Annotated in this window: 19 protein-coding genes; all 19 read right to left on the reverse strand. The window is 49.1% G+C overall.

Features of this window, described 5'->3' with window-relative positions; genetic code table 11:
• Positions 1-73: 73 nt before the first annotated feature.
• The gene (locus V3C10_12285; protein WVP60101.1) at positions 74-2119 is read right to left on the reverse strand and encodes an NlpC/P60 family protein; all 2046 of its coding nucleotides are present in this window, start codon (positions 2117-2119) and stop codon (positions 74-76) included.
• Positions 2120-2270: 151 nt separating this feature from the next.
• Entirely contained in the window at positions 2271-2918 is a 648-nt protein-coding gene (locus V3C10_12290) for a cytidylate kinase-like family protein (protein WVP60102.1), read from the reverse strand.
• A gap of 152 nt (positions 2919-3070) precedes the next feature.
• A complete protein-coding gene (locus tag V3C10_12295; GenBank protein WVP60103.1) occupies positions 3071-3988 on the reverse strand; it encodes an RluA family pseudouridine synthase in 918 nt (305 codons plus the stop codon).
• 47 nt (positions 3989-4035) lie between these two features.
• Complete coding sequence (gene lspA / locus V3C10_12300) at positions 4036-4548, reverse strand: signal peptidase II (protein ID WVP60104.1); 513 nt, start codon at positions 4546-4548, stop codon at positions 4036-4038.
• Positions 4541-5674 (reverse strand): 3-dehydroquinate synthase, encoded by a 1134-nt coding sequence (aroB, locus tag V3C10_12305; protein WVP60105.1) that lies wholly within the window; start codon positions 5672-5674, stop codon positions 4541-4543. Before aroB ends, lspA begins: the two co-directional genes overlap by 8 nt.
• 13 nt (positions 5675-5687) lie before the next feature.
• The gene (locus V3C10_12310; protein ID WVP60106.1) at positions 5688-6443 is read right to left on the reverse strand and encodes a YlmH/Sll1252 family protein; all 756 of its coding nucleotides are present in this window, start codon (positions 6441-6443) and stop codon (positions 5688-5690) included.
• An 8-nt stretch (positions 6444-6451) separates the two neighbouring features.
• A complete protein-coding gene (locus V3C10_12315; GenBank protein ID WVP60107.1) occupies positions 6452-6958 on the reverse strand; it encodes a cell division protein SepF in 507 nt (168 codons plus the stop codon).
• A complete protein-coding gene (locus tag V3C10_12320) occupies positions 6955-7659 on the reverse strand; it encodes a YggS family pyridoxal phosphate-dependent enzyme (GenBank protein ID WVP60108.1) in 705 nt (234 codons plus the stop codon). The genes V3C10_12315 and V3C10_12320 overlap by 4 nt, the downstream gene beginning before the upstream one ends.
• Positions 7660-7740: 81 nt before the next feature.
• The gene (locus V3C10_12325) at positions 7741-9144 is read right to left on the reverse strand and encodes an HlyD family efflux transporter periplasmic adaptor subunit (protein WVP60109.1); all 1404 of its coding nucleotides are present in this window, start codon (positions 9142-9144) and stop codon (positions 7741-7743) included.
• Between the two features lie 113 nt (positions 9145-9257).
• Positions 9258-9677 carry a twitching motility protein PilT gene (locus V3C10_12330; protein ID WVP60110.1) on the reverse strand — a complete coding sequence of 140 codons (420 nt, stop codon included), beginning with the start codon at positions 9675-9677 and terminating at the stop codon, positions 9258-9260.
• A gap of 92 nt (positions 9678-9769) precedes the next feature.
• Entirely contained in the window at positions 9770-10738 is a 969-nt protein-coding gene (locus tag V3C10_12335; GenBank protein ID WVP60111.1) for a serine hydrolase, read from the reverse strand.
• A 10-nt stretch (positions 10739-10748) separates the two neighbouring features.
• Entirely contained in the window at positions 10749-11144 is a 396-nt protein-coding gene (gene mgsA / locus V3C10_12340) for a methylglyoxal synthase (GenBank protein WVP60112.1), read from the reverse strand.
• Positions 11145-11159: 15 nt separating this feature from the next.
• Positions 11160-12284: an FtsW/RodA/SpoVE family cell cycle protein gene (locus V3C10_12345; GenBank protein WVP60113.1), complete on the reverse strand. Its 1125-nt coding sequence runs from the start codon at positions 12282-12284 to the stop codon at positions 11160-11162.
• Entirely contained in the window at positions 12281-12565 is a 285-nt protein-coding gene (gene minE, locus V3C10_12350) for a cell division topological specificity factor MinE (protein WVP64619.1), read from the reverse strand. Before minE ends, V3C10_12345 begins: the two co-directional genes overlap by 4 nt.
• 15 nt (positions 12566-12580) lie before the next feature.
• On the reverse strand, positions 12581-13372 hold the full coding sequence (gene minD, locus V3C10_12355; protein WVP60114.1) for a septum site-determining protein MinD: 792 nt from the start codon (positions 13370-13372) through the stop codon (positions 12581-12583).
• A gap of 65 nt (positions 13373-13437) precedes the next feature.
• Positions 13438-14100: a septum site-determining protein MinC gene (locus tag V3C10_12360; protein WVP60115.1), complete on the reverse strand. Its 663-nt coding sequence runs from the start codon at positions 14098-14100 to the stop codon at positions 13438-13440.
• Between the two features lie 14 nt (positions 14101-14114).
• On the reverse strand, positions 14115-17000 hold the full coding sequence (locus tag V3C10_12365; GenBank protein WVP60116.1) for a penicillin-binding transpeptidase domain-containing protein: 2886 nt from the start codon (positions 16998-17000) through the stop codon (positions 14115-14117).
• A complete protein-coding gene (gene mreD, locus V3C10_12370; GenBank protein ID WVP60117.1) occupies positions 16993-17511 on the reverse strand; it encodes a rod shape-determining protein MreD in 519 nt (172 codons plus the stop codon). The genes V3C10_12365 and mreD overlap by 8 nt, the downstream gene beginning before the upstream one ends.
• Positions 17492-18340 carry a rod shape-determining protein MreC gene (gene mreC / locus V3C10_12375; GenBank protein ID WVP60118.1) on the reverse strand — a complete coding sequence of 283 codons (849 nt, stop codon included), beginning with the start codon at positions 18338-18340 and terminating at the stop codon, positions 17492-17494. Before mreC ends, mreD begins: the two co-directional genes overlap by 20 nt.

Here is an 18340-nt window from a genome sequence, read left to right on the forward strand (position 1 = left end):
ATCCGGCCTCATCCTGTGAACCCTGTCTTATGGGAATTCTTTCTATTCCCTATATTCTTTGTATGAATCAGCGTCAATCCAGCAGCGCCCTGTAATACGGCCATCTGGCATCCACGATGCTGACCGTGACGTTGCTCACGCTGCCGCCTGTTTCGTGTATGCAGACCATCTGACCTCCGGGTGCCCAGGCGAGAAACATCATGACATGGGAATTGGCTCCCAGCCTCACGATAATGTCGCCCGGCTGAAGTTCCGAGCGGCTGATGCCTCTTCCCGCATGGATCAGGCCGCTGGTTCCCAGGTTCGTGGGGACCTTCCCGAGGGAGGACCAGTAAACCCAGTTTACCCAGCCGGAACAGTCGAGCCCGGATATGATGCGGCCCTTTCTGTCCGGGGATGTGATGTTTGCAAAATTATTGCCCTCATAGCCCGGGGCATGTGCTTTGCCGCCGTAGTAATAAGGGATTTTCCCGACGGAGTGCAGGGCATATGTAATCACCGCCTTCCTCTCACGGGAGATATCCGCCGGAAGCAGCTTCAGGTAATCGCTGATTTCACTGAAGGTAAGCGGTTTTCCAAGGGCCAGTTCAACCGGGGACAGCTCGTATTCAAGGGACCAGTCCTGGCTGTATAACGTATCGACATAGGCTTTGTTGTAGGGAGACCATCCCGGCCAGGTATCGGTAGCCGCTGCGCCTTTCTTATCGATGGTATAGAGATTCTTGCGTTCCGACAAGCCTACGATGCGGGCCGTAACCGTCAAATCCACATGTCCGGGACAGAATTTCCCCTCGCTGTTGAGCTGGATTTCAGGCGCCGCCGTCAGTGATGCCCCGGAGGCATTTGCACCGCCCTCTCCTGCTTCGGCAGTCCCGTCCGCCGGAACGGACAGTTCCGAAGGCGAGGCCTCCGCTCCCTGGGACGCCGTCTGTGAGGCATCGGCCGGCTGCGCGGAAGCTGCTGCGGTCTGTGCCGGAACCGTCTCCTGCTCTCCCTGGGGCGCCGTCTCTGCCGCAACGCCTGCAGCATTCCCCACAGAGGCGTCAGAAGCCCCATTTTGGCCTTCTGACGATACGGAGGAAGGAATTCCCGCCTGCTCTCCCTGCGGAGCCTCTGACGGCGCTTCTGAGGCTTCCTGGACGCCTGCTCCTCCGCTTAGAGCCTCAGCGCTGCCGCCGGCGGTACCGGTTCCTTCCTTTGTATCTGCCTCATGCGGATCGACACAGCCGTCACAGTAATAGACCGGCCCGATGGCTACGCTGTATCCGTGGGATAACTGCCACAATTCATCGATATAATTCCGGAAGTTATCCACATCGTTCCATCCGGTGTACCAGGTGTATACGCTGGCCATCGACGCTATCTCCTGCGAATTGGAATAGAGATCAATCCGTCTGCCGTCACCGTCGAAGAAATTAAAATTAACATTTTTCCAGGAGGGGATCAGCCATGTTGAGGCATTGGCCGGATCGTGTTTTTCATTGGTTGGGTCATACTTTCCGGTCACGGACGCCTGGGACAGCCGGAGCATCTTTGCCGCCTGTTCCGGAGAGGCCTGGAGCCATTTATAAAGGCCGGAGGTCCACTCAGCGTCTTTCCGGTTTAAATATTCATACATACGGCCTCCATAGGAATCGGAAGCCCGTGTATTAAAGGACAGCCTGAAAAAGTCATAAAATGGTTTCAGGTTATGTTTCAGAAGACGGAGCACCCGCTCGCGTTCCGAGGCCGTCTCATCTGCCGGTGACAGCTCCTGTTCCTGCGGATAGAGAGCCATCAGATTGTATTTAAATACGGATGGGGAATATTCCTCCTCCCTGCCGGAGTTTATTCCGGAAAAAGCGGCGGCCGATCGGCCTGCGAACCGGTTCATGGCATCCATAATCCTGACCGGCAGCGATTTTTCGTCAAAACCTGTATCAGGATTACATGCCTCTACATCCAGCGGTTCCGTTTCCGAATGAAGCGCCGTGGTATCCTCCGGCGTACCTGCCTGGGTTATGACCTGAGGCGGCGCCAGGGAAGGGGAGGGCGTATAGGTCCCTGCTATGGAGATAAGCAGGAAACCTGATGCAGTCATGACTAAAATCCTCATGATAAGGGGATGAAACTTTCTCATTGGGGCTGCTCTTTTCTATCGTTTATCGTTTGTCACGTAAAGAATTCTTAAAACAAGAACGGGTTGATTCATAGGACGTAATTTTCCATGAATCAAAAAAGACCAATATACCTGTCTAAAATAAACAGGCATACCGGTCTAATTATATCAGTTACTTATAATTCTTTGTTTTAAGAAATTCTTGTTTCTTTTTGGCGAATTCCTTAATAATGTCAACTGCTCCGTCATAGCCTACGGTGCTGCTGTTGAGGCACATATCGTAGCTCTTGCAGCTTCCCCAGCGTTTGCTGGAATAGTAGTTGTAATAGCTGGCTCTCCGCTTGTCTGTTTTGATCATGATATCTTTTGCTTTTGCTTCATCCACATTGTGGCGTTCCATCAGGTGGTGAATCTTATCATCCTCATTGCCGCAGATGAAAACGCTGACCATGTTCGGATATTCGGCAAGGGCATAATCGGCACAGCGGCCTACGATTACGCAGGATTCCTCTTCGGCCAGTTTCTTGATCGTGTCAAACTGTGCCAGAAAAATCTTGTGGTTAATCGGCATATCCATATAAGCCGAGGTGTTGTATCCCATAGAATATGTATCCATTACAAGCGAATAAAGAAAGCTGCTCGTCGGTTTTTCATCATGAGTCTTAAAAAGTTCTTCACATAAACCGCTGTTCTTTGCGGCGAGAGTTAAAAGCTCCTTGTCATAACATTTTACACCGAGATCTGCTGCCAGTTTCTGTCCTATCAGCCGTCCAGCGCTGCCGCATTCACGACCGATTGTAATCACTAAATTACCCATCATCGACCTCACTCCTTTCAATTTGTAAAACTATTCTGCTTCTTAACTCTATTATAGCGCAAAAATTCTGAAAAGTCATTATTAATTTTGTGAATTCTGTATAGATTATAAAGTCACTTTATGGTTCGTCCAAAATTTGTATGCGGCCGGAATTCTCAGGTCAGACGCCTGAGCTTTGTAAGGAGTTCCTCAAAATAATCGGGCAGAGGAGCCGTAAATTCCATATATTCGCCCGTGCGCGGATGAATAAATCCCAGAACGCCTGCATGCAGTGTCTGGCCGTTCAGATGGAAAGGCTGTTTGGAGGGCCCATACACCTGATCTCCCAGCAGCGGATGGCCGATGCTCGCCATGTGGACCCTGATTTGATGGGTGCGGCCCGTTTCCAGCCTGCACTCCACATAGGTATAACCGCGGAAACGTTCCAGCACGCGGTAGTGGGTGACGGCGTCCTTCCCATTTTTACTGATGACGCTCATCTTCTTCCGGTCGGTTGGATGGCGGCCGATGGGAGCTGCCACCGTTCCCTCGTCATCCGGCAGATTGCCGAATACGACGGCATAATATTTCCTTGTGATCGAATGTACCTTCAGCTGCTCCGCAATGGAATTGTGGGCCAGATCGTTTTTACAGGCGATGATTACGCCGGTCGTGTCCATATCAATCCGGTGGACGATACCGGGGCGCATGACTCCGTTAATTCCGGAAAGCTGATCCCGGCAGTGATGCATCAGGCCGTTGACCAGTGTTCCCTCATAATGCCCGGCGGCCGGATGCACCACCATGCCCTTCGGCTTGTTAATCAGAATGACGTCCTGATCTTCGTAAAGAATGTCAAGGGGCATCTCCTGCGCCGTGATCTCCGCTTCCACCGCTTCGGGCGCCTCAAAAGAAACCGTTTCACCGGCAGACACCTTATAGCTGCTTTTCACCGTCTTTCCGTCCACATCCACCAGCTCCGATTTGAGGAGCTTCTGGAGAAAGGAACGCGACTGCAGGGGGCAGCTTTCGGACAGAAACTTGTCGATGCGTACACCGGAAAACTCTTCCGGAACAATATATTCCTGTATCAAGCTCTTCTCTCCTTTTTCAGTTATTCCAGTTATTTTAAGTTCCCGCCTTATTGATTCTTCTTCCCGAAAGAAAGAAATTCCAGCTCATCGTCGGAGTAGACGAAAAAGAAAAGAAGGATTAGAAGGCACGTCGAAATCACAACATAGCAGTCCGCTACATTGAAAATCGGAAAATCGATCAGTTTAAAGTAGAGGAAGTCCACCACATATCCGTTTGTGACACGGTCGATCATGTTGCCGACAGCGCCGGACAGGAGCAGGAATAAACAGCTTGTGAAAGGCAGATATTTTTTCTCAGCCGGCATCCGGAACAGGAGCACAATGACAACCGCAATGACAACGGCGGCAATCAGGAAGAAAAATCCCTGTTTCCCCTGCATCATGCCAAAGGCGGCGCCCCGGTTCTCGGAATAATAGAGTTCAAAGACTCCGTCCCAGATGACAAAGGGAGGCCTTCCCTTAAGCTTCAGGACCGCCATATATTTTGCCCACTGATCAAAGCCGATGCTGACAATCAGTCCGGCAAAGAAAAACAGGATCTGCCGCATTTTCTTATTCATGGGTCTCCTCCTGTGTCAGGATAAAGGCAAGCGCCTGCTCCATCTCACCGTCGGTCACGGTCCGGTCCACATAGGCACAGCCCACGCTTTCCAGCAGGATGAACTTGATGACGCCGGACTCCATCTTTTTATCGTTTTTCGACGCTTCGATGACGGCTGAAGGCGTGAGGCCCAGGACGTGGTCCGGGATGCCAAAGGTCATGAGCGCCTCCCGGAACCGGTTAATATCCTCTTTTGTAATCATTCCCCGGATTTCCGATAAATGCATGGCCGCGATGGAACCAAGAGCTACGCACTCGCCGTGGAGAAGTTCAAAGTTTTTCAGTTTTTCTATGGCATGTCCCAGGGTGTGGCCAAAATTCAGGAGCATCCTATCCCCCTTTTCCGTGGGATCGGTCTCCACCACTTCCCTCTTAATCAGGTTGCTCCCCACAACCGTCTCTCTCAGGGCGGAAAGATCTTTTGCCTGGATTTCCCCGGCATGGTCAAGGAGCCAGTCATAATAAGCCCGATCCCTGATGAGCCCGTGCTTAATCACCTCGCCCATACCTGCGGCAAACTGGCAGTCCGGCAGGCTGAGCAGCGTACTTATATTGGTATACACCAGCCCGGGCATATGGAATGCGCCGACCATATTCTTGTATGCGTCGAAGTCCACCCCTGTTTTTCCTCCGATGCTGCTGTCCACCTGGGAGAGCAGGGTCGTAGGAATCTGGATAAAGGAGATGCCGCGCAGATAGGTGGCCGCCGCAAAGCCGCAGAGATCGCCTACAACGCCTCCTCCGAGGGCCACCAGCATATCGCTCCTGTCGAAGCGCTCTTTAATCAGTTTTTCATACAGTTTCTGCACGGTGGCCAGATTCTTATGGGCCTCTCCGGCAGGAAAAACATAGGAAGTTACAAGACGGCAGCAGGGCGTCAGAAGCTCCCTCACTTCCTCCAGGTAAAGCTCCGACACTGTAGAGTCGGTGACAATGCAGAGTTTTCTGGAAGCCACGTCAAGTTTCATAACCTCACCGGGGAGGCCGGTAAAATCTTCCGTTATCACGATATCATAGACCGGTTTATCATTCAGATGCACAGTCAGGCGATCGGTATTTTTCTCTCGTATCGTTTTATCACTCATAAAAAATTACTCCTTATCTGTATTTTTCTGCGCTTACAAACAGGCGCCCCTTTTTCGTTTCATTTAAAGCGCCGGTATAGAGGAACTTTCCGAGGCCGCGGACCGACACGATTTCCCCGCCCTTTAACTGCTGTCCGGGTGAAATACACAGGCGGCCGTCGATGAAGACTTTTTCGCCCTCGATATACGGCAGAGCCTTGGAGCGCGAGGTCTTGAACACAAGGGCCACTACGCTGTCCAGCCGCGGTGAGGCCACGCTTCCGCTTACGGTCTCAAAGCTTGGTGCTGCCTCTTCCGCCTGGGTCACGGGACAACAGACGACGGGCGTGTGGCGGACCATCTTAAGCTCACCGGCCAGAAAACCGGCCATCTTTTCCATACAGAAAATAAAACAGCCGTTTTCATTCATCAGAATATCGCCAATGCAGCTTCTCTCGATGCCAAGGTTCATGATGGCGCCAAGATAATCCCTGTGGGTCAGATCCTGGGAAAAGCGCGGGCTGGCCGGAACGGCTTTCAGTATACTGATAGGTAAATCGGCTGTTTCATCCTCGTAAGACGGCAGAAAACAAACAATTTTCCGTTCGGCAGTCTCATAGCCTCCGTTCATCAGCCAGGTGACAGGGGGAAGCGTACGTTTCATGGAATGGAAAATTGTCTGTTCATTTAACGTCAGAAAATCGGTATATGACCGTATATCGCGCTGATAGCAGTGGTTTGCCAGCTCCGATATACGTTTTTTCAGTAATTGTTCTTCTTTATCCAGCATAATTATAGTTAAAAGTGAAGGTTCATTCCGGAGATATTCAGGGAACCGTCGGCTAACAGTTCTGGAAAATCACCGGATAATTCTACAGTTTCTGGTGTGGCAATAAATATGTAATTGGAAATTTTCTGCAGGTTTCCGTTCATCGAATAAGTGGCTCCCGACGTGAAATCAATAATTCTCTGAGCCACTTCCATATGGATTCCCTCCATATTCAGCACGACTGCCTTGCCTGCCAGCAGATAATCGCAAATCTCCCTGGAATCTTCCATGGAGGTAGGTTTAATTAAGGACACTTCCATCCCCCTCCTCATAGGGACTACTTTGCTAGAGGAACGCGAAAGAAAACGGGGTTTCGGCTCCGGCTCCTCTTCGTAATCATAGTCGTCATCATCTTTTTTATTAAATAACCGCTTTTTGGCAGGTTTTTCATCTTCATAGTCATCATCGATGAAGTAATCGTCATCGTCTTCTTCTGTTAAACGCATTGTATCCATTAGTTTGTTCAGAATACTCATACTAAATTCTCTCCTATCTTTGTCCTGGCACCAAAGATCCCAGTACCGACTCTAATCATGGTTGCGCCCTCTTCCACTGCTGTCATGTAATCTCCGGTCATTCCCATCGAGAGCACAGCCATACTAACATTATCGACGTTTTTGCTTTTTATGTCAACATTTAATTGATATAATTTTTGAAAAATATCGCGATTTTCTTCAGAATTTTCAACAAATGGTGCAATTGTCATCAGTCCCTTGATATGGACATGGGAAAACCTGGAAATAATGAGAATTGCATCCATCACTTCTTCCATTTTGAATCCATATTTACTCTCTTCTTCCGCGACATTGACCTCCAAAAGGATATCGACGTCGATGTTCTTTTTAGCCGCCTCTTTTTCAATGTGTTCGGCCAGGTCCACGGAGTCCACGGAATGGATCAGGAATACCTTATCGATAACCTGGCGGACCTTGTTCTTCTGCAGATGGCCGATCATATGCCAGCGGATGTCATCCGGCAGTAAGGGGGCCTTCTGGAGAATCTCCTGTACCTTGTTTTCACCGAAGTCGCGGGCTCCGGCGTCGTAGGCCTCCCGGAGCATCTCCACCGGCTTTGTCTTGCTGACCGCAATCAGGGTCACATCCCCGGAATCTCTGCCGGATGCATGGCAGGCAGAAACGATATTTTCTCTTACTTCATTTAAATTATCTTTTATCATAATGACACACCTTTCCGGAACCATGCCCCTCGTCCGATCCTGATGAAACCGCCGATGTAATGGCCTGCGGCCTTCCCGCCGCTACTGGTAGATAATCTGGCCTTCCGATACCGTGGACGCATTCAGCACAATATGATCATAGACGGAGAGACCGTATTTTGTCCCTTTTTCAATAATATAGTATTCGCCGTTATTAACCAGTTCCGTGACCAGTTTAAAGACAGCGTATCCTTTGTTGATGTTGTACACGCCTTCCAGGGAGGCCACAGGGCCTAACTGGTAGCGTTCGCTGGAGTCCGGCTTGACAATGTAGTCACCGGCCGTGAAGGGACTGGCGTCCCCTTTATCCACATAGTAATACTCCTCCGTGGAATTATAGATGGAGGCAGGGGTAAACACAATGGAAGGTTCCCCCGACTCGGAGTATACTTCTTTTAAAAATCCCGATTCCGACATCGTGGCGTCTCCGCCCTGAGTCAGGTAGTCCACCGGCACCGTAAAGAATTCTTTTGTTGTAACCGCCGACACGGGAATCTTGAGTCCCGTCGCTTCATCCGACACGATCTCAAAGTCCATGAAACGATCCGAAGCAAACTGGATCATGAATTTGTCAAAATCCAGTTTTCCATAGGGCTTTCCATCGCTTCCTGTTATCTGGCTGTAGGAACCGCGGAGTGTTAAATCGGTTCCGGACGGTTTAATCTGAAGCGTCTTCCGTTCCGCATACGAAGCCTGGTCATCCTCGGTCAGAGGAAACACAACGGACCAGTTTTCCGACGTGATCAGCTTGTATACGGCCGTCCCGTTTTCGATCAGATCCCCCGCTTTTCCGGTTCCTCTTTTATAGAGGGAACGGTCAAAAGAGGTCTCTGAAATATCGGCAGGAGTCATATTTTCATAGGAATCAATTGCATAGGAGACAATTCCCGGCTGATCCGCATAGACCTGCTGATAATTGATTCCCTTCTCCTTCAAAAGCTCGTCCATGCCGTCGAGGGCATTAAAATTCATATACTCCGCCACCGAAGCCTGAAGCGAATATTTCTCATCGTAGACGGCGCCGAAACGCATGTCGTTGTATGAGAGGCAAAAAGAACTGAGCTGTTTCTTTAGCTCAGAAAGATTCTCATCGGACAGAGGAGCCGCGTTCGCCTGGTTCTCTTCCAGGAATTTGCCGAGCTGGCCCGTCTCGTCCAGGGAATAGACGCGGGCGCCTGCGGCAGCCCTCTTGCCTTCCCTTATGTAATAGTTGACAAAGCCTGTCCTGTCGGCCTGTCTCACTGTCTCTTCCCTCAGAATAATGCCGGTATGGCTCTTATCATTTACAATGCTGCCTTCCACCACTTCGTAGAACTGTATCTTGTCCCGGCGGATATACGTGTAAACACTGAAAGAAAGATAAACGAATATCATGGCAAAAATGATCATGCCGACGTTTATGTTCAGTGGTTTTTTATAGCGAATAACTTTTTTGTTTTTAGCCATGACGAAATCCCGTTCTCCTTTCCTTAGTATTATAAAAGCAATTGTCAAAAAATTCAAGCAAAAGAAAGAGCGCTGCGGCCGCAGCACTCTTTCTTTCGTAGGTTATGTACCATTTATAAGGAAACAACTACATTTGGTCTTGCGCATTCAGGCAACATATCTGCATCCATGGAAATACTGAGAACAAATGTAACGTTATATTTTTCACTGATAGATTCCAGTTCTTTATAGGTCGTTTCAATGCTTTCACCTTCCAGGCAGGCCAGTTTGAGGAAGCTGTCTAAATACATCTGCTCCAGGTCATGATCCTGGCAGATAATTCCACAAAGAAAACCAACAAACGCTTCGCTGGAGTGAATCGGATATTCGTTTACATTGATAAGACGAACCTTGTTATTCAACTCATACATGTGTTTGGCACTTTTGTCAAGATAAACGATCGAACCCTTGGATTCTTTTACTGCTGTATTCGCCATGTCCAGTAAATACTTAGTCTTTCCTTTTCCCTTATTTCCCGCAATAATCTGAACCATAACAATCTCCTCCTTGGATTTTTATTTAAGTTGTATAAAAAGTCATTTAATCTATAAATAATTATAGTATAAATTCATAAAAAGCGCAATCACTAATTGACAATTTTAGAAATTATATTTGTCATATTATCATAGAGTGAAGGACGGCTGTCTGATTTAAGAACTACGGAAATATATTCTTTATCCTGGCTGTCTCCGGAAGCCATAACGAGGCAGTATCCGGCTGCCTGGGTCGTGCCGGTTTTCCCTCCGAGAACCGTAACTCCGGCCGGTGTTTCGCGATCGCCTTTCTGATACCAGTTGCCGACGGTCCAGGTCTTTGAGACAGCCTCGCCTGCGCCGTTCTGGTAATTGGCCGTATAGGAATCGGCGGCTATTATCTGTCTGAAAAGCGGCTGTTTCATCGCTTCATTGAACATCAGATAGAGATCGTATGCCGTCGTATAATGATTCTCATCCGTAAGACCGCTGGGGTTCATAAAATGGGTTCCGGTGGCTCCCAGTTCCCTGGCCCGGGCATTCATTCTTTCTGCAAATGCATCAATACTGCCATACATGTGTACGGCTATGGCGTTGGCGGCATCGTTTCCCGACGGCATCATCAGGCCGTAGAGAAGATCCTCCATGGTAATGACGTCTCCCGGCTTGATTCCGCAGAGAGAAGCGCCTGCCTCGGTAATAACCGCATCCTGGGTTACAGTCACCTGATCCGTGAGCGTCCCCTCTTCTATCGCGAGGATGGCCGTCATGATTTTGGTGGTGCTGGCCGGGTAAAGTTTTTCAAATACATTCTTGCTGTAGATAACGGAACTGTCACTTGTATTAAAGAGGGCTCCCGCCTCCGCCGTCATGGACGTGTCACCGTCCTGCACATCGCCTGTGACCACACAGAGGTTCTCTGCAAACAGAGGTGCCAGTTCGTTGCCGCCATGGGTAGACATCGCCTGCGAACGCTCTTCAAACACATATGCTTCTTCTAGTCCGCCCTTTTTCCCGCAGCCCGAAATGGTAAATGCCGATGCTGCAAGTATAAGAGAAAACTGTATAATTATACGTTTCAATATCGCACCCCTATTTATACATCTCACGCCATTCCATATCACCGCGGTCCAGAGATTTGATAAGAAGCTCTGCTGTGGCGAGATTGGTGGCCAGAGGTATATTGTGCATGTCACAGAGACGGATTACGATATTGGCATCCGGTTCATGTGATTTTGGCGCCAGAGGTTCTCTTAAAAAGATCACCAGATCGATCTCATTGTGCTCAATCTGTGCTCCGAGTTGTGAATCTCCTCCGAGATGTCCGGGAAGATACTTGTGGATGTTCAGATTGGTGACCTCCTCAATCAGCCTGCCCGTTGTGCCTGTAGCAGAGAGGGAATGTTTGGATAGAATTCCCTTATAAGCGATGCAGAAATTCTGCATCAGTTTTTTCTTTGAATCATGTGCAATTAACCCTATATTCATCGACAACCTGCCTCCTTAATGATTGCTGCTTTTTCTTTGAAGTCCGATATTTAAGACAATGCCCATACCGATAAACATGCTGAGAAGCGAACTGATGCCGGAGCTGATAAATGGCAGCGGCAAGCCCGTATTCGGGAAGATTCCCGTGGCAACGGCTATATTGGCGAAACTCTGAAAAGCAAGCAGAGACGCCATACCGGTACAGATCAGTTTTCCTGCCGTATCCTTTGCGCGGCTGGCAATGAAAATACATTCATAGACCAGCAGAGCATAGATCAAAATTACGATAACGCAGCGGATAAAACCAAGTTCCTCCCCGATTACCGCAAAAATGAAGTCTGTCTGTTCCTCAGAGAGGAAATTTCCGTTTTTAACGGAGCTTAAGGTGTTGTTAAACAATCCTTTTCCGTTAAGCTGCCCTGAACCGATGGCCATGATTGAGTTATCCTGCTGACGGTTCAAGTCGGCATACTGGCTGTCACTGTGAAATATTTTGGCCAGTATCCGTTTGGCCTGATATTTTTGCAGGAACGGCACCAGATCAAACAGCGCCAGATAAAGACTGAGCGCCGTAAGCGGTATTCCGGCAGCCATAACTCCCAAAATCCACTTATAACTGAGTCCTGCGGCATATACAATGCAGACAAGCGTAAAAGCAATGACAATCGTGGTGGACAGGTTCGGCTGCATATAGACCAGTCCCAGAGGAACGGCGCACAGTAACGCCGCTGTTCCAAGCACGGACGGCTTATTGATCCTTTCCTGGTTTTTCGCTAAAAACCAGGAAAGGATCACAATCAGGCCTATTTTAACAAATTCAGAAGGCTGAATCTGTATACTTCCGATTTTCAGCCATCTGGTCGCTCCTTTTGTATTTTTCCCGAGTAAGTGTACCGCAACCAGCAGTCCGACACAGCCCAGATAAATCAGCGTGCTGAATTTGAAATACTTGTGGTAGTCAATCAGGGAGACGATCACGCACACAATCAGCGCAACCACCACTCCGACGATCTGCTTCATTACGGTTCCCCGGTCCATTCCGCTCGCGCTGCCTACAACCAGAACACCGAGTGTACTGAGAGCCAGCATATATAAAATGATGCGGAAGTTGTAATTTTTAAAATTGTAATCGAATATCATGCTGTAAATGGCCCCTTATTCTGTAAGTCGCGAATCGGTATGCTGGCATACAGCGCAGGTACTTTTCCCTTGTATTCATCAGACGCACTTCTGATGACGCATACGGTGAGATCGTTTGTATCCACTTCCATATACCTGGAGACGGCGTGTATAAAGTCGTTCCTTATCATCTCCAGCAGTTCCGGCGAGCAGCCTGCCCGATCAGAAACCAGCAACAGTTTTAGGCGCTGCCTTGCGATTTCGCCTGAATTCTTCCGGCCAAACAGCTCCACTAAATGCATCATACAGTCCCTCCCTTATGCCCGCTTCAGCAGACAGGTTATTCTGGACCATATATTCCGGCTGTTTTCCAGATTCATAAACGGCACCGATTCACCAAGTATTCTTTTGCATATGTTCAGATAGGCCTGTCCGGCATATCCGTTCATTCCCACGAGGGGCTCGCCCTGGTTGGTGGAAACGACGATGTCCTCATCATCCGGTACCGTGCCGATGACAGGGATGGAAAGGATATCCATCACATCATCCACCGACATCATATCACCGCGGTGCACCATATCCATCCGTATCCTGTTGATGATCAGTTCAATACGTTTGGTGGCGTCTGCCTCAAGAAGACCGATGATGCGGTCTGCATCGCGGATGGCGGAAACCTCCGGGGTTGTGACGACAAGTGCTCTGTCTGCTCCGGCTACGGCGTTCTTAAAACCCTGTTCAATGCCGGCCGGGCAATCTAATAGTATGTAGTCAAAATCTTCTCTCAGGTACTCTACTAACTTTACCATCTGCGACGGGTTGACGGACGACTTGTCCCTCGTCTGCGCGGACGGCAGTAAAAACAGGTTAGGATATCTTTTGTCTCTAATAAGCGCCTGCTTCATGCGACAATTACCTTCCACTACGTCTACCAGATTATAAACAATCCGGTTTTCCAGCCCCATGACCACGTCCAGATTTCTGAGCCCGATATCTGTATCGATTAATACGACTCTCTTTCCGAGCATGGCAAGGCCGGTTCCGACATTCGCGGAAGTCGTTGTCTTGCCGACGCCTCCTTTTCCGGAAGTAACAACAATGACTTCACTCATTTGAACATCCTCCTGTATTCAGTTTACCCTTTTATTCTACTCTAAAATCAGAAATAATTCCACTATTAAATAAAATTTAAATAATTTAAAAAACTCTTCTTAATTGGCCGGACCACCAGGCCGTCCTCTTCTGCGGAAACAACCATAGGGCCTCTGCCCAGACGTTTTCCTTTCTCTTCCGCCCTGGTACTGAAATCACCGATGCGAAGCTGTACGGGCGCCAGGTCGAAGGCGACAATCACGGCTCCGCCGCCTGCGGCCCCTGCGTGGACGGTGCCGTTCACCGCGCCGAGCACTATGACATTGCCCTTTGCGATAACGCGGGCGCCCTGCCCGACGTCGCCGATAATCACAATGCTGGCCTCCGACTCCAGGACATCGCCTCTGTGGAGGCTGCCCTTATAAAACTGGCCGGTCTGGGATGAAAGTTCCATCAGACGCTCCGTCAGGGCCTTCTCACATCTGGCGATGCGGTTGGCATCGGTGTCCAGAATACAGAGAATATCAATCTGTGAATTGGCCGTGATGGCGTCCACAATCTGAAATTCCTCAGCAGGTGTAAGTGTACGTCCTTCCAGAGTCAGCGTCATCTGTATCGAACCCCAGAATCTGGAACTCTCCCTGAACTTTTTTCCTATGTCTTCAATCAGTTGTTCAAAGGGGACGTCAGGATTCAGTATTACAGTCATACCGGCCTTGCTTCCTTTGATCACTACTGAGCTTTGCATGAAACACTCACCTCTTAGTCTCCGTTGATCCTCTCATTGGATGCGTCTAACGCTCCCGAGGTCATAATATCATCAAGTGTCGTATTCTTATAATAGTAACGGTATACATGTTTTGCCGCCATAGCGGCGTTGGACGACGAATAGCCGTTTGGAATGTTGACGGTTACGGCGATTTCCGGATTCTCGTAAGGAGCAAAGGAAACGAAGAATGCATGGTTTCCTCTTTTCTCGGTCTCCTGGGCCGTACCTGTCTTTCCTGCTATATGGACATCCAGGTTGTTAAAGATACGTTTGGTGCTGCTGTTTGCGATAACCTGCCTCATACCCTGCTGTACCGCATCCCATGTGGAAGGGGCGAATTCGAGCTGGGCGTGAACCGCCGGAGTGTAGTCCTTCACCAGGTTGCCCTGGGAATCGGTCTCCTTGTCGATCAGGCTTAAATCAAAAACAGTTCCTCTGTTGGCCAGCGCCGTCACATAGCGGGCGAGCTGGACATTGGTATAGTTGTGAGTACCCTGTCCCATTGCGGAACGCTCCGGGTCGGTGTTACTGATCTCAGGCTTCGCCTCGAAAATTTCAATTCCGGAAGGCTGATCCAGGCCGAACATCGTAGCATATTTCCGGATTACCTCCAGGCCTTTTTCGGGGTTGTAATTTCCTTCTTCATCAAGAGACAGCCTGTGGGCCAGATCCGAGAAAAAGTAGTTACAGGAATTCTCGATACCGCCGATAATATTTAACGGGCCGTGGAATCCCGGATACTTCCAGCATTTGATTGGATTACTTACCTCTTCATAAATACCGGTACAGTTGATGGTCTCGTCGATCCGGATGGCGCTCTCTTCCAGGCCTGCGATGGCCGTGATTGGCTTAAAGGTGGAACCCGGCGCCTTCAGCGTCTGGGTCGCGTTATTTCTAAGCGGCAGAGACTGGTCCGAATTGAGCTGTGCAAAGTATTCCGGATCGGAGATCCGGTTGCTGTCGTAGCTTGGATACGTAACAAGGGCCATAACCTCTCCCGTGCGGACGTTGGTGACGACACAGCTCGCCGTACAGGGATCGAGAGCCAGCTGGGCCGGTGTAATCTCAATATTGCGTATCTTGTTCATCAGGAATTCAAAGGCATATTCATCTCCGCTGGAACGGAGGCGGCTTACCTCCTCCTCGTCATAGGCCAGCACATTCTGGGAATAGAGGGCAAGGCAGAGTTCTTTTCCCGTCACCACATTATTGTTGATGAGGTAGCGGTAAATCTTTTTCGTGAACTCGCGATCCTCCTCCAGGTTCTGGAACACATAGTCCACCAGGGCGGAGAATACATCGTCGGCGTTGGAATACTTGCTGGTGATATTGAGCTTTGTCGTATCGATCCAGTTGCTGGCAATACCGTAGTAGAGGTAATCCCTCAAACTGATGGCGTTATTCTTCCATGCCTGGTACTCCGCGCTCGTCGTGTCGATGGAATCCCTGAGGACAACACCCGCCTCGTCACTGGCGAGATAGGTGTAAATGTAAATCATGTACGCCTGCATCTCTTCCGATAAATCCCGCATCATTGTGGCATTCCCGGACATGAGTTCATTCTTGATGTCGCTCTCAACCCTCGCCCTGGTGTTTAAATACTTGGCATTGATCTGGCGCTCCACATCGGAGGCCTCCTCGGATGCAAACTGATCCAGGGACAGGACGTTGTTGTTGATTAGCTGGAAATAGGCGTCTTTAATTGGCAGTTTGATATTGGAGGAGTCGGTGTAAACAATCTCACTTGCTTCCTGATTGACAATCGTCTTCAGAAGCACACCGGCAAGCTGCCGCTCCAGTATGTTGTAGATTGCCTTTTGTAAATCGAGATCCAGTGTCAGCCAGATATCATTGCCGGCCACGGGCTGGACTTCATCCGTAATCTTCAGTATTCTTCCCACATTGTCCACGTAGGCAGTCTGGGAACCTTTCTTCCCCTTGAGTTCCAGCTCCATGGAGGACTCGATACCGGTCCTTCCGACGACATCGTTGAGCTCATAATCGTCGTTGACCTGTTTCAGTTCTTCCAGACGTTCCGTTGTAACTTTTCCGGTATAACCTACAATCGGAGCAAAATAAAGACTCTCGTTGTAGACGCGGATAGTGGATTCATCGATGTCGACGCCCGGCAGGATAGACGAGTGCTCCAATATGTCGGCTACCGTCTCATCGCTGATATTGGTGGCGATGGTGGTCGTCTCGTACTTCTGGAAAGCGGTAAAACGCATGGTGTACCGGATGTTAATCATCTGAAGGGCAATATCATCCGGGACCTCTATCAGGGCGCCGCTTCTGTCCTTCGTCTCTTCCAGCTTATACTTTTTCTTTAATTGATCAAAAAGTTCTCCCGCCGTGACGTCTGCGGGTGCATCGCCATCCTTATCTGTCAGTTCGTCCACGCTTTTAAGACCGTATAGATCTCTTAAAAACCGCTTTCTGGCTGCCTCTGTCTTTGTGGAATAGGCCACTTCTCCATCGTGGTCTATCATAAGTTCAAGGCTTCCCTGGGCGGTTTCACCGTGTTTGTTCAGAATCGTTACCAGTTCGTAGAGCATGCTGTTCCAGTCCGAATCGTACTGGCTTGCCTTACGGAAGGCTCCGATATCCTGTATGGTAACGGAATATGCCAGCTCATTGTAAGCCAGGACATTTCCGTTTCTGTCGTAAATATTGCCCCTTGTACTTGCTGTCTTTATTACTTTTTCTGCCAGGGCTATATAGGCATCCTGATACTCTTCTCCCTCGACGATCTGCAGCTTGAACAGCCTGCCGACCAACACGCAGAACATGATTAAAAAGACTGCGGACAGGGCGAAGAGACGGGAGGTAACCACTTTTTTTATCAATTCTTTTAAAAACTCTTTCAGGTCATCAAACAAGATTCTTGTCTCTCCTTTGCTCCCACGCCTTCAGTTTACGGTATATGAATAAGAAGAAACGGTAAACAATCAGGGTGGTTACGGTTGTAAAAATGATTTCCGGAATCATGATTTTTATAAAATAATGGCCGAAATTCAGCCTGTTTCTGATGAGAAAGCGGAAAATATAAATGTACATATTATATGCCAGATCATTGACGATACTGAGCACAAGAGGCAGGGTGATATAGTCCTCATAATAGTACTTTGTGCAGATCCCGTTTAAGTATCCCATGTTGATAAAAAACAGGGTGTAAAAACCAAACGGGCCGCTGTAAAAAAGATCCATAAAAAGCCCTGCTATCAGCCCGTAGAACATACCGGCTTCCTTACCCTCGATAAAACCGAAGATAAATACGGTGATCAGGAGCAGATTCGGCGCAGAGGACAAAAAGGCAATCTGCGGAAACACGCATATCTGGATCGTAAATGCCAGGATGAGAAGTATTATATTAATCAGTGCTTTGCGCATCTTCATCTCCCCCGTTTTTCAGTTGGGTGATTACCAGTACTTCCTGGAGGTTATCGAATTCCGCCACAGGGATTATATAGCCTGATTTCGTGACATTGTTGGCGTCTGTGGCCAGATCGGCGGCATATCCGATCAGAATTCCGGGAAGGAAAACATCACTGATATTGGAAGTGACAATCTTATCACCGTTCTGGATATCGTCGTCCTTTTTAATATGATCAAGGCCGAGACGGCCTTCCTGATACAGGGTCAGGTTTCCGGACACATTACAGGTGGCGCCGGAGCGCATGGACATACCGCTCACATTGCTGTCGTCGTCGATAATTGCCCTGACGGTGGCGTAGTTGGCTCCCACATCGGTGACAATACCGACTAAGCCGCCTCCGGCCATGACGTTCATGTCCACCTTGATTCCGTCGGCGGAACCTTTATCGATCCTGAAAATCTGGAACCAGTTGCCGGAGTCCTTGGCGATGACGCGCGCAGCCACCTTCTCATACTGCATGTAGTCCTGATCAAGCTGGTAGAGCTCCCTCAGGCGTTCCAGTTCAAACTGTTCCGACTGCAGGCGGTTGTTCTCCTCCGTGAGCTGATCGATCCGCTGGGTAAGACGTGCGTTCTCAGCCTGGGCCTCCTTCAGGGAGGAATAGTCCCTGATATTATTGTAAAGACTTGTCCCCACCGTGTTCATGCCGGATTGCAGAGGTACAAGGAAGTATCCGACGCCGGTCCGAAGCGGTGTAAGAAAACTGCTGTTTATGGACGTTACGGCAATCAGCAGGATACAAAAAGCAGACAGTCCTGCCAGGATATATTTGCTCTTCTTCAT

It is taken from the genome of [Clostridium] symbiosum (genome assembly GCA_036419695.1).
Taxonomy (GTDB): domain Bacteria; phylum Bacillota; class Clostridia; order Lachnospirales; family Lachnospiraceae; genus Otoolea; species Otoolea symbiosa_A.

What these genes read in the sequence shown, in the direction of transcription:
- V3C10_12315 (WVP60107.1), bottom strand. Translation starts at nt 6,958, where the DNA reads ATGAGTATTCTGAACAAACTAATGGATACAATGCGTTTAACAGAAGAA.
- minD (WVP60114.1), bottom strand. Translation starts at nt 13,372, where the DNA reads ATGAGTGAAGTCATTGTTGTTACTTCCGGAAAAGGAGGCGTCGGCAAG.
- mreD (WVP60117.1), bottom strand. Translation starts at nt 17,511, where the DNA reads ATGCGCAAAGCACTGATTAATATAATACTTCTCATCCTGGCATTTACG.
- V3C10_12325 (WVP60109.1), bottom strand. Translation starts at nt 9,144, where the DNA reads ATGGCTAAAAACAAAAAAGTTATTCGCTATAAAAAACCACTGAACATA.
- V3C10_12330 (WVP60110.1), bottom strand. Translation starts at nt 9,677, where the DNA reads ATGGTTCAGATTATTGCGGGAAATAAGGGAAAAGGAAAGACTAAGTAT.
- aroB (WVP60105.1), bottom strand. Translation starts at nt 5,674, where the DNA reads ATGAGTGATAAAACGATACGAGAGAAAAATACCGATCGCCTGACTGTG.
- V3C10_12285 (WVP60101.1), bottom strand. Translation starts at nt 2,119, where the DNA reads ATGAGAAAGTTTCATCCCCTTATCATGAGGATTTTAGTCATGACTGCA.
- V3C10_12290 (WVP60102.1), bottom strand. Translation starts at nt 2,918, where the DNA reads ATGATGGGTAATTTAGTGATTACAATCGGTCGTGAATGCGGCAGCGCT.
- V3C10_12320 (WVP60108.1), bottom strand. Translation starts at nt 7,659, where the DNA reads ATGATAAAAGATAATTTAAATGAAGTAAGAGAAAATATCGTTTCTGCC.
- minE (WVP64619.1), bottom strand. Translation starts at nt 12,565, where the DNA reads ATGCATTTAGTGGAGCTGTTTGGCCGGAAGAATTCAGGCGAAATCGCA.
- mreC (WVP60118.1), bottom strand. Translation starts at nt 18,340, where the DNA reads ATGAAGAAGAGCAAATATATCCTGGCAGGACTGTCTGCTTTTTGTATC.
- V3C10_12360 (WVP60115.1), bottom strand. Translation starts at nt 14,100, where the DNA reads ATGCAAAGCTCAGTAGTGATCAAAGGAAGCAAGGCCGGTATGACTGTA.
- lspA (WVP60104.1), bottom strand. Translation starts at nt 4,548, where the DNA reads ATGAATAAGAAAATGCGGCAGATCCTGTTTTTCTTTGCCGGACTGATT.
- mgsA (WVP60112.1), bottom strand. Translation starts at nt 11,144, where the DNA reads ATGAATATAGGGTTAATTGCACATGATTCAAAGAAAAAACTGATGCAG.
- V3C10_12345 (WVP60113.1), bottom strand. Translation starts at nt 12,284, where the DNA reads ATGATATTCGATTACAATTTTAAAAATTACAACTTCCGCATCATTTTA.
- V3C10_12310 (WVP60106.1), bottom strand. Translation starts at nt 6,443, where the DNA reads ATGCTGGATAAAGAAGAACAATTACTGAAAAAACGTATATCGGAGCTG.